Source organism: Roseofilum reptotaenium CS-1145 (assembly GCF_028330985.1).
In the GTDB taxonomy this organism is placed as follows: Bacteria; Cyanobacteriota; Cyanobacteriia; order Cyanobacteriales; family Desertifilaceae; genus Roseofilum; species Roseofilum reptotaenium.
Map to the genome: position 1 here is coordinate 140,773 of NZ_JAQMUE010000079.1, position 11,788 is coordinate 152,560.

The following is an 11,788-nucleotide window of genomic DNA, read 5'->3' on the forward strand; positions in this document are numbered from 1 at the left end:
TGAAGACCATGAAAAGACGTTATTTCCTAACCTTCTCCCTCGGACTGTTAGTTAGTTGTGCCGCAAACCGGCAGACTTCAGACGATACCACCCCTGTGGACAATACTTCTGTAGCTCCCTTAAAATTAGCCATCAGCGATGTTCAAGGACTTGAAGACCTCAAAAGAGACTATGAACCCTTTCGGGCGGCGCTAGAGGAAAGCTTTGGGAAGTCGATAGAATTTTATCCAGTTGATAGCTATACAGAAGTCGCTTCAGCTTTGCAAGCAGGAGCAGTAGATCTATCAATTATTGGGCCGTCTGAATATGTGTTAATTCGCGCTCGGACGAATGCTATTCCTGTGATTGGCATTACTCGACCGAATTATCATGCAGCGATCGCCCTTCCCCCCAACTCGCCAGTACAATCGATCCCAGATCTACAAGGGAAAACCATTGCCATGATCAAAGTAGGTTCTACTAGCGGTCATTTAGGGCCAACTGATATGTTTGTCAGTGCGGGACTCGATCCCAAAACCGATTATCAAGTCAAAATGTTAGGTCGAGAAGGCTCCTTAGCCGCACTAAAAAATGGGGCAGTAGAGGCTTGGGCGGGGCCAATTACCGATTATGAAGACTTTTTAGAAGCAGAAGGGGTTTCTCCTAGTGAGTTTCGCCTCTTAGCTAAGGGGCCTGCTCTACCCAGTGATGTATTAATTGTTAATAGTCGGATGAAACCAGAGGAAGTAGAAAATCTGCGCGATCGCATCTTAGCCGATCAAGAGTCCATCGTGAGAGCGTTAGGGTTTACTACAGCCAACAAAAGCAAGTACAAAGCATCTACGTTAATTGCTGTAGACGATCAAGATTACGATATGATACGCAATGTATATCGCGCGATCGGAGAAGGGAATTTCCTCTAAGGTAATTGGTCTTTTTCGATCTCAGAAGGTTTGAGTATAGCAATGGTCAGTAACTCCCTACGTTGGACGATGATTGATCGATTAAACCAGTGGTGGACTAACTCATCCTTCAGGGATCGGGTGGTGGAGCAGATCAATCATCTGAGTATTGGTCAGAAAATTGCGATCGGATATGGATTCTCCTTGGGAGTTGCCATTTGTGGTTCCTTAGCTGGGCTGTTTATTGGAGAATATTATCAGCATAGAGCAAACGAAGAATTGGCGATCGCCTCGCGCCAACAACTTCTCCTAAAAGATCAGGAAAATGCCATCCTCGCCATCCGTTTACATCCCCAAAGACTCATTGGCATCCTCGGAGACACCATTTGGTTTAGCTATGAAGCGGATAAATTTATTGCTGATATCGACCGGGTAGAACAAGCCAACCAAGCCTTTGAGCAGTTTTTGCAAAACTATGCTTATGCTTCCGATGTTGATCTGCCAAAATTGCAAGACACCCTAGCTAGATACCGTCAGGTAACCCAACAATATAAAGATCTCATTCTCGAACTTTGGCAACAACTTGACCCCCCTAGTCTCACCGCCAACCAAATTGCACCCGCACGGCAAACAATTATCAATACTCTCACCTCCCAAGAAGCCACAAAAATTGAAATTGAATTTGACCGCTTGCTCGAAAATTTGGTTTGGATTGAAGAAGTCATTGATAACCAATATCACAGAGCAGAACATGAACGCATACAAGCCGAATATCTGCGGCGGTGGATTATTGTTGTCAGTATTGCCAGTTCTCTCCTCCTCTCTAGTTTACTGGTTTTCTTAACCAGTTCGGCGATCGCTCGTCCCCTCCAGTCCCTAGAACAAGTCGCCACCCAAATCACCCAAGAATCTAACTTTAACCTCCGTTGCCAAGTCACCACCCAAGATGAAGTCGCCACCGTTGCCCAAGCCTTTAACCAACTGGTAGAACGCATCAGTATCTATACCCAGGAACTCGAACAAGCTCGCTTCGCTGCTGATGAAGCCAATCAAGCCAAAAGTGAATTTCTCGCCAACATGAGCCATGAACTGCGAACTCCCCTCAACGGCATTCTCGGCTATACCCAAATCATGGAACGTACCCAAGACCTCAATACCCAACGGCACGGAATAGAAATTATTGAACAATGTGGAACTCACTTACTCAATCTGATCAACGATATCCTCGATTTAGCCAAAATTGAAGCCCGTAAACTCGACCTTATTCCCCAAGAATTCCATTTGCCAGCCTTTCTTTCGGGTATTGCAGAAATGTCTAGAGTTCGTGCAGATAACAAAGGAATTCAATTTCAATATAGCGAACACCCAGGACTACCCAAGGCCATAATGGCAGATGACAAACGCCTGCGTCAAGTCCTCTTAAATCTATTAGGAAATGCAATTAAGTTTACCCATCAAGGGCGCACTATCTTACAAGTTTATCCCCTTGAAGACTTACCGACGACTAGCGAAAAAAACATCTGGTTAAGATTTAGTATCCAAGATACTGGAGTGGGCATGAGCTTAGAGCAAGTGGAAAAAATCTTCTTGCCCTTTGAACAAGTCGGCTCGAAAAGTCAACAAGCCCAAGGGACTGGACTGGGTTTAGCCATAAGCCAGCAAATTGTGCGCTTAATGGGTGGCGAAATTCAAGTCACCAGTATTCTTGGTCAAGGGAGTCAATTTTGGTTTGACTTAGAACTGCCCATGGCTGAATCTTGGGGAACCATTATTCATCAAGAACAAAACGAAATTGTAGGTTATGTTGGCCATCGACGCAAAGTGCTGATTGTTGATGATAAGGAAGTCAATCGACAAATGCTACGAGAAGTGTTACTCTCTCTAGGTTTTGACTGTTGCGAAGCGGCCGATGGAGAAATCGGATTAGCTCAAGCAGAAAAGTTCCATCCCGATCTGATTCTTACCGATTTAGTCATGCCTGTTTTAGATGGTTTTGAAATGACCCGTAGACTTCGCACTCAACCTCAGTTTGAAGGACTTACGATTATTGCTTCGAGTGCCAGCGTCTTAAGTCAAGATCAAGTCGCCAGTCTTGAGGCTGGGTGTGATGATTTCTTGAGTAAACCGATTGATTTTCAGCAATTGTTTTCTCTGTTGAAAAAGTATCTATATTTGGACTGGGAAACTCGTTCTCTAGTCCCTTCCAACCCGGCTGTTGAACCGATCAATCTTCCAAAATCACAAGAAATCCCGCCTCTAGAATCGTTGGAAAAAATTATTGAAGTGGCGAAAATTGGCGATATTGAGGCTATTGAAATAGAGGTAAAAGCGATTCAAAAAAACAATATCGGTTATCATGGATTTTGTCAGCAAATCATGCAAAAACTGGATGAATTTGACGATCAAGGGATTATTCAATTGATCAATGGTTATACGAAGGGTTGATGTTAGCCTTTTTTCTTTACGATAGCAGTGAATGAGCGAGTAAGGACGATTAGGTTATGATTTGGCAATAGGCACGAATAGCAATAGGAAAAAGGAAAAACAGGGTTTTTGGCAAAAACCCTGTTTTTCCAACATGATGTGGGTAAATAGTGGATTATCTACAGGATATATAACAGAGTAAAGAGGACAATCCAGACCACATCAACAAAGTGCCAGTAAATCTCGGCGGCTTCTACACCAAAGTGGGACTCTTGGGAATAGTGACCGGAAACGCGCGATCGCCACAATACGCCCAAAATTAACACTAATCCGAACAAAACGTGCAAACCATGGAAGCCCGTCAGTACATAAAACGTACTGGCAAACACATTATCAGTTAAGCCAAAGCTGAGATGGAAATACTCATACAACTGTCCGATGAGAAACACAGCTCCCATCAGGGCAGTAATTCCAAACCAGAGTCGGAGTCCTTTTTCATCACCTTTATTTTTAATCGCATCCCCAGCCTTATGAATGACAAAACTACTGGAAATCAGAATGATGGTATTAATGCCAGGTAGAAGCAATTCCAGTTCTGTGCCTTCCGGTTGCCAGTCGGGTGAGGTGAGCTTAAACGTAAGGTAAGCGGCAAACAATCCCAAAAAGATCATCGACTCCGCAATCAGGAACATCAGAATCCCGAATATGCGATGATCTGGATGTTCTTCATGATGGGATACCCCGTGAGTTTCTTCGGCATATCCCATTACAGTTGCTGTGGCTTCAGCAGAACTTTGCATACAAAAATCCTCCAATTTAGGGAATAGGGAATGGGGAATGGGGCTTGGGATAAACCGGGTTTCTGGCAAGTTTTGCGATTCTATGCCAGATTTTCGTAGAAACCCGGTTTCTAGTTTCCGTGCCCAACTAAGCAGAGGGTTTCATTTCTGCTAACAATTCATCCACCGATTTTTCCTCTTCTGATTCTTCAGTATCAATCCCATAATCATAGGGACCAGACCAAAGAACGGGGGGTTCTAAGAAGTTTTCCACTGGCGGTGGAGAAGCGGTTAACCATTCTAGGGTTAAGCCATTCCAAGGATTAGCCGGTGCAAGAGAGCCAGCTAACCAACTCCAAGTGGCATTAATTAAGAAAGGTAAGGTGGAGATCGCCAGAAGAATTGAACCCACTGTACACACCATATTAATGGTGGCAAATTGAGGATCGTATTCGGCTACCCGGCGAGGCATTCCTTGTAAGCCTAACCAATGCATGGGGAGGAAGCAGAGGTTAAAGCCGAGGAATGTTAGTACAAAATGTACTTTACCCCAGGTTTCATTGAGCATTCTGCCGGTCATTTTGGGGAACCAGTGATAAATCGCGCCATAAATGCCGAAGACACTGCCACCAAATAGGACATAGTGCAGGTGAGCGACGACAAAATAGGTATCGTGAACGTGGATATCAAAGGGAGCAGAAGCTAACATGATGCCGCTTAAGCCACCCACCACGAAGAGGGAAACGAAGCCGAGGGCAAATAGCATGGCACTGTTGAGCCGAATTTTGCCGCCCCAAAGGGTGGCGATCCAGCTAAAGACTTTGATTCCAGTGGGTACGGCGATGATCATAGTGGCAACCATGAAGAACATGCGTAACCAGCCGGGTGTGCCACTGGTAAACATATGGTGCGCCCAAACGATGAGACCCAGGAAACTGATGACGAGACTGGAGTAGGCGATCGCCTTATACCCAAAGATTGGCTTACGTGAATGCACGGGAATAATTTCCGAAATTACACCAAACAGGGGGACAATCATGATGTACACCGCTGGATGGGAATAAAACCAGAACAGGTGCTGATAAACAATCGGATCGCCGCCCCCCGTGGGATTAAAGAAGGAAGTCCCCGCCATTAAGTCAAAGGCTAACAGGACCAGTGCGCCCGCTAAAACTGGGGTAGACATCAAAATCAAGATGGAAACCGAGACAGTTGCCCAGCAAAATAGGGGCATATCATAAATCCCCATGCCAGGCATTCTCATGTTCACAATCGTGGTCATGAAGTTGATCCCCCCCAGAATGGAAGAGGTTCCCAACAACAGCACACTGATAATCCAAATGAATTCCCCGGCCTTATCGCCTGTCGTACTTAAGGGCGGATAGGCAGTCCAGCCTGCTCCAGGAGCGCCAACAAAGAAACTTGACATCAACAAAATGCCCCCTGGAATAATTAACCAGAAGGCAACAGCGTTGAGCCGAGGAAAGGCCATATCCTTCGCCCCAATCATCAGAGGAACCAGGTAGTTGGCTAAACCGGCACCAGCAGGAACAATCCAAAGGAAAATCATCACAGTTCCATGAACCGTAAACAAACCGTTATAGAGTTCTCGGCTGACAAAATCCACTTCTGGAGTGGCTAATTCAGTACGGATACCAACGGCTAAGAGTCCTCCGAGAATGTAGAAAACAAAGGAGGTAACCAGGTATTGCATCCCGATTATTTTGTGGTCGGTGCTGAAGCTTAAGAAATCTCGCCAACTGGGACGATAGGCTTCAACAGCGGCTGATTCTTGTGGTTGTGACATAGATATTAGGGAATAGGGAATAGGGAATAGGGAATAGGGAAACCAATTTTTCCCTTAAAAATCCCCCTTTTAAGGAATGAGCTAGACCTAAGATTACAAGGCATGATGGTGTTCATGGCCCATAGTACCCATGGCTTTGAGGGCGTTTTCATCAATACCCATTTCTTGGGTATAAGGCACTAGATATTCTTCGGAGGAGAGGTTGGCCACTGGAGTTCCCAGATTGTCCCCATCCACTGAGGCAATTTGCTCATTTACCCATTGGTCAAAGTCTTCTGCGGATTCAACGATGGTTTGGGTTCTCATCCCTCCATGGTAGGAACCGCACAATTCAGCGCAGACAACGGGATAGGTTCCCAATTCTCTGGGGCGCAAGCGCAGTTCTGTTTCCCGGCCGGGGATGGCATCTTGTTTGACCCGGAATTGGGGTATCCACAGGGAGTGAATCACGTCAGCAGCTTTAATGTTCAGTTGTACATCCCGGTCTACAGGCATATGTAGGTCTCCACTGACAATCCCGGTTTCTGGATAGGTGAAGATCCAAGCATATTGGAGGCCGAGAACATCCACAACGAGATCGGGGGCTTTACCCACTTCTTTGGGATCTGCGCCGATACCGATCGCCACTCGACGATTTGCTTTTTCCAGTGTCGGTGCTTCTTGTGACAGGGGCGCGGCGATCGCGGCTCCCTCTATATGCGCTACCTGTTGACCATGATCGTGGGATGCCATCGGATCGAGTCCGCCCATATTGGTATACACATCGAAGCTATAGACCCCCAAGCCTAAAACAATCATCGCTGGAATTGCTGTCCAGACAATTTCTAGGGGAATATTGCCTTCAATAGGGGGGCCATCCGTTTCGTCTCCCGGTCGCTGGCGGAAGCGCACGATCGAAAAGATCAGAATACCCTGAACCAGTAAGAACAGACCAATGGAAATGGTCATCATAGTATTAAATAGTCCATCAATCCAGGGCGCTTCCTCGGAAGCAGCCACAGGCATTAAACCATGATGTTGACCAAACCAGAGGCTGATCAGAGTTAAGAGAATACCAGCAATTAGGGTGATAATGTTACTCGGAATATTCACAGTGATTATGCTGATCCATCTTCAAGGGGTTGAACGTTTGACATCCTCACCGGGCGCTGTTGCCACGGTGATTCCTAATTCATGTCCGCGAAGCGGAAACCTCACGTTAGCGAGAGCTACCCTCCGCAGGAGGCTTTAGATTTCTGCGTCTGAGAACTGCCTCCACCCTAGTCGCGAGTTTATGGTCTTATGTTCGCTCCACAGACTATTCCCGCGAGCCACGCGGTTCTGAACAATGAGATCCCTTTTTCAGAGAAAAGAATCTTCACTTCTCTACTTACGTTAGAGCAGGTCTTCTCGATCCAGGCGTTATCCTAAGCTATCCTTAATACTTTTTTCAGGAATGGGGAGACACTCCAGACGTAAAGAGAGTCACGTACCCATTACCGATGATTGAGAATCGAAAGAAAAACAAAAGCCTGGCTGGGATTGGCGATCGCCTGATTACAGTAGTAGACCAGTGGCATTAGGCCAAATGGTCTTACCCTCTATTTTCGGTTGGTGAGCATTCGCTCACGAATTGTTTAACATGGATTGATAATTTATTGCATAAACGAGCGTGAGTATGGACATGGCTAATTTCACTCTCCATGAACAAATAGAATCCAAGCATCAAGTTCACCCTAAACAAAGAATCCTCAATTTAGTCGTCAAGCTTGTAGTAGCCACAGTGCTTTTAATGGCAGTGGGTAGCGCGACTCGGGTGATGAATGCGGGTTTAGCTTGTCCAGATTGGCCCCTGTGTTACGGAACCTTAGTACCAACCCAACAGATGAATCTACAGGTATTTCTGGAATGGTTCCATCGTTTGGATGCCAGTTTAATTGGCTTAGGGGCAATTTTCCTCATGGGTTTGTCCTGGTGGTATCGTCAGGAACTCCCCCGATGGTTACCCTGGGCCGCAACGGGGAGTTTAGGGTTAGTAGTCTTCCAAGGACTGCTTGGAGGCCTCACGGTTACTCAACTCTTGCGGTTTGATATTGTGGCCGCTCATCTGGGAACTGCTCTCTTATTTTTCCTCAGTCTGGTCATCATCTGGATGTTGTTGCTCCCCTATAACGGCACAGGAGCAACCGGAAAACTGCCCTGGATGGGCACAGTAGCCGCCAGCTTGGTCTACATTCAAAGTATTTTAGGAGCGCTCGTCGCGTCCCAATGGGCCGTTCATCAATGCTTAGGCGGAAATCAGCTCTGTGCAATTATGCATAGCCATATTGCTGGCGTACTTCCTCCCCTGATTACCACTGCTATTCTGATTATCTGGGCCCGGCGCACTCCTGCGCTGCACCCCTTGCTACGGCGCTTAATTCACTATGCAGCAGGTCTTTTAGTCTTACAAATTCTGCTGGGAGTGGGGACGTTGTGGTTACATCTACAAGTGGAACCCCTAACCGTTGCCCATCAAACTATTGGCGCATGTTTATTGGGGATTTTAACTGCCTTTTCAGTTTTAGCATGGCGCGATAATGTTCCGAATCACTGAGGCGATAAAACTCCGTTTCGCTTCGCGATCGCCGCATTCTCCCCGATCTCCAGTAGGAAAAACATTTCTTCGATCACTAATGCCCTATATCAGCGCAAAGCGCCATATTGATCTATGCAAGACACCGCAAGACTTTCCATCTCTTCTGTTCAACATGCTCTTCTGGAGACCTGGCGCAATTACTATCAACTCACTAAACCTCGTATTATCCCCCTACTCCTGATTACCACAGCCGCCAGTATGTGGATTGCTTCAGAAGGCAAAATCGATCCCATCCTCTTACTTGTTACCCTTACTGGGGGAACCTTAGCTGCTGCGTCCGCCCAAACCCTCAACTGCATTTATGACCTGGATATTGATTATGCGATGATACGCACGCGCAAGCGTCCCCTTCCTTCTGGAAAAGTTCAACCGCGACATGCACTAATTTTTGCCTTAATTTTGGCTGGATTATCCTTTGGATTATTAACCCGATTTGCTAATCTGCAAGCTGCTCTTTTGGCCATGATGGGCATTGTCTTTTACATGGTCGTCTATACCCACATGCTCAAGCGTAATACCCCCCAAAATATTGTGATTGGTGGAGCGGCTGGATCAATCCCCCCCTTAGTCGGTTGGGCCGCAGTTACTGGGGAATTAAGTTGGGCTGCTTGGTTATTATTTGCCTTAATTTTCCTTTGGACTCCACCCCATTTCTGGGCCTTAGCTCTGATGATTCGGGAAGATTATGCCAGCGTAAACGTGCCCATGTTACCTGTGGTAGAAGGGGAAGAAGTGACCACCGAGCAAATTTGGATCTATTCTTTATTGGTGGTTCCCGTTTCGTTGATGTTGATTTATCCCTTGGGAGTCTGTGGAGCAGTCTATGGCGGGTTTGCTTTGGTTTTAGGAGGAATTTTCCTCCAAAAAGCTTGGGTTTTATACCAAAATCCCAAGGATCTGCCGTTAGCCAAGTCCATGTTTAAGTATTCGATTTTGTATATGATGGTATTGTGTACGGGAATGGTGATCGATAGCCTCCCCATGACCCATCAGATGGTACAAGCTTGTACCGGTCATTTAGAGACCTTGATGGGTATGGTGTTGAGTATGAGTTAAGATCATTCATCTCTGTCTGTTCTCTGTTGTTTGTTTTGCCCGCTACGGCGGGTTTTTTAGTGGTAGACTAGGGCTTTAACTCGATGGGCGAAGGCGATCGCGAAAATCCATGACTGCATCGAATTGTTCGCTAGGTTTGACATGACTGGCTAAGAGAGATACATCTAAGTTGGGGAGAAGCTCACTTTTGGCGATCGCCTCATATCCTGTAGAACGCAAGCGATACAACGAAAACTTCCCCTCTTTCCATTGCCACACTTCCTGGACTCCCAAACCTTGATAAATCTGCAATTTATCCACCATACCGCTTGTGACGACCACTTCGATCGCTAGATCCGGGAATTCTTTCTTATGATCCAGACAGTAACACTCATCGGGTTCCAGTCCTCTTTGCGCCATCTCCCTACGAAACGTCGCTGAACCGATAGCATGAAAACGAATCCGCGCTTCTTGAAAGTAGGCTTCCAAAAGCATTCCAATCATCGTTTTCAGTTCTTCATGCTCTCGTGAAGTCGCCATAATTTCGAGGACTCCTTCTAGGTAACTCAGTCGCAAGTTAGGAAAATCATTTCCCAGAGTGGCTAACAAGAGTTCATATTGCCGCCAACTGACTCCTGACAAAACTAGGCGTTGTTCGGCAGTGGGGAGGATAGAAGGAGAGATGGCAAAAGAACTCATAGGCAATCTCTATTCTTACAAGCGATCGGGTTATACTGCTTTGATATTAACATCTGTTCAGAAAAGCGCGATCGCTCTTAATCATGTAGGATCTCCATTCCCCGCTCGTACAACATTTTTGCATAATCCGTCCAAGTTCCCTGTCCCCAATAGCGAAAACAACTGGTTTCCAGCAGTAGAACATAGAGCAGCGCCTGTTGATAATCTTCCTGTTGAGTAACGGTTGAATCTTGGGCTACTAAACCCTCATACTTTTGATGAAACAAAGCACTTAAATGATGCATCGGCTCCAACACATTTTCATACCCTTTTACCCAACTCAGATCGTTTGTCCAAGAGGCTCCATCCAGATGAAAATTGGGGTCATTTTCCTTTAATTGAGTTAACACCCCTTGCACTTTCTCTGGAGTCATATCATCCCCCAATTTGTGCCAGATTTTATGTTGCTCTACAGCTTGACAAACGGGATAATCGTCCGGCTTTACTCCGGCGCTTTCGAGTAATTCTAAATATTCTGTCCCATTTAAGCCAACAACTCCATTACTTTCTTGACCATTGCCTTTAATCTGATGCCATACTGGATTAAAATCACGGGGATACTCATTCATCATCACGCCCCCATTTTCACCATCGGCAATTTGAGTGATACAACTGGGCAGATCTACATTTCCCAAGGTTCTTCTAGAGCGCGTTTTCGCTTCATGATACGGTTGCATTTGTGCGACTAACTTCGTATCTGAACCTTGAGTTTTAATCAAAGCAATAATACTGATTTCTTGCCCTTGGGAATTGCGAGCGATTAAACAATTGGGCACATATTTATCGTCCTGATGCAGAGGGCTGCCATCTAAACGCTCAACTGAATGTTCCTGCACCAATAACCAGCGATAGCCACATTCTTTTAAGGCTTTAATATATTCATAGAGGGTATCTGGATGGTTGGGAAGATGCATTTCTGGTGGCGAAAATCCCTTAACTTGCTTTAGAGCTTCTGTACCAAAAATTGCTCTAAATTGATGCTGCCATGCTAGAATATGCAATTTAAGATCGGGAATGGGCGTAGAGGGAACTACGGCATGACTCCACATCGTTCCCAACCATTCTACACAATCAGAATAAGGGGATTTTGTCAAGTTTTTTAGAGAGGCTAGAATATCCTCGCGCCCCATTTGTTGTAATCCCCAAAGCAGGTTACCGGAATAATCCAACATGATGCGTGGATGACAGCCTTGATTAATCAATTCTGGGATAAATTCTCCCATCCGTTGATAACACCAAGCAAAGGGAGCTGCATTGTGATTATCTCCTTCTTGGAGATGCTCAAACATATATTGTAAATTGCTGATTAATGCATCATTTTCTCCTGCCGGAATTGTAGGTTGGTGCATATGCAGGGCACAAGCAAAGGCAGCACTAATCTGGTTGATATTCCAGGTTTTAGAGCGATAAATGGGGGTTTGTTCTTGGACAATGGCGGTAATTTCTGCTTCTGAGCCACAGATAGGAGGTAAGGGAGTGGGATTCATGGGGTTTAGACGGCGATCGG

The 11,788-nt window shown here is 45.8% G+C and carries 9 protein-coding genes; 4 read left to right on the forward strand and 5 right to left on the reverse strand.

What is annotated here, in order from left to right; all coding sequences use genetic code 11:
• The first annotated feature begins 8 nt into the window (after nt 1-8).
• Nucleotides 9-902 carry a PhnD/SsuA/transferrin family substrate-binding protein gene (locus PN466_RS15525; protein WP_271940651.1) on the forward strand — a complete coding sequence of 298 codons (894 nt, stop codon included), beginning with the start codon at nt 9-11 and terminating at the stop codon, nt 900-902.
• Between the two features lie 42 nt (nt 903-944).
• Nucleotides 945-3,326 (forward strand): ATP-binding protein, encoded by a 2,382-nt coding sequence (locus tag PN466_RS15530; RefSeq protein WP_271940654.1) that lies wholly within the window; start codon nt 945-947, stop codon nt 3,324-3,326.
• A 158-nt stretch (nt 3,327-3,484) separates the two neighbouring features.
• Here the strand turns inward: PN466_RS15530 and PN466_RS15535 are convergent, their stop codons facing one another.
• From PN466_RS15535 to PN466_RS15545, 3 genes are all read right to left on the reverse strand, one after another.
• Nucleotides 3,485-4,105, reverse strand: coding sequence for a cytochrome c oxidase subunit 3 (locus tag PN466_RS15535; protein ID WP_390890010.1), 621 nt, complete (start codon nt 4,103-4,105; stop codon nt 3,485-3,487).
• Nucleotides 4,106-4,232: 127 nt separating this feature from the next.
• Entirely contained in the window at nt 4,233-5,891 is a 1,659-nt protein-coding gene (gene ctaD, locus PN466_RS15540; protein ID WP_271940657.1) for a cytochrome c oxidase subunit I, read from the reverse strand.
• Nucleotides 5,892-5,984: 93 nt separating this feature from the next.
• A complete protein-coding gene (locus PN466_RS15545; RefSeq protein WP_271940660.1) occupies nt 5,985-6,983 on the reverse strand; it encodes a cytochrome c oxidase subunit II in 999 nt (332 codons plus the stop codon).
• A gap of 571 nt (nt 6,984-7,554) precedes the next feature.
• Between PN466_RS15545 and PN466_RS15550 the strand changes: the two genes are divergently transcribed.
• Both PN466_RS15550 and PN466_RS15555 read left to right on the forward strand, forming a co-directional pair.
• Entirely contained in the window at nt 7,555-8,466 is a 912-nt protein-coding gene (locus PN466_RS15550; RefSeq protein ID WP_271940662.1) for a COX15/CtaA family protein, read from the forward strand.
• A 114-nt stretch (nt 8,467-8,580) separates the two neighbouring features.
• Nucleotides 8,581-9,564: a heme o synthase gene (locus tag PN466_RS15555; protein ID WP_271940664.1), complete on the forward strand. Its 984-nt coding sequence runs from the start codon at nt 8,581-8,583 to the stop codon at nt 9,562-9,564.
• Nucleotides 9,565-9,639: 75 nt separating this feature from the next.
• Here PN466_RS15555 and PN466_RS15560 read toward each other — a convergent pair whose 3' ends face one another.
• Complete coding sequence (locus tag PN466_RS15560; RefSeq protein WP_271940667.1) at nt 9,640-10,242, reverse strand: Uma2 family endonuclease; 603 nt, start codon at nt 10,240-10,242, stop codon at nt 9,640-9,642.
• A 77-nt stretch (nt 10,243-10,319) separates the two neighbouring features.
• Nucleotides 10,320-11,768, reverse strand: coding sequence for a glycosyl hydrolase family 57 (locus PN466_RS15565; protein WP_271940670.1), 1,449 nt, complete (start codon nt 11,766-11,768; stop codon nt 10,320-10,322).
• Between the last annotated feature and the right edge of the window lie 20 nt (nt 11,769-11,788).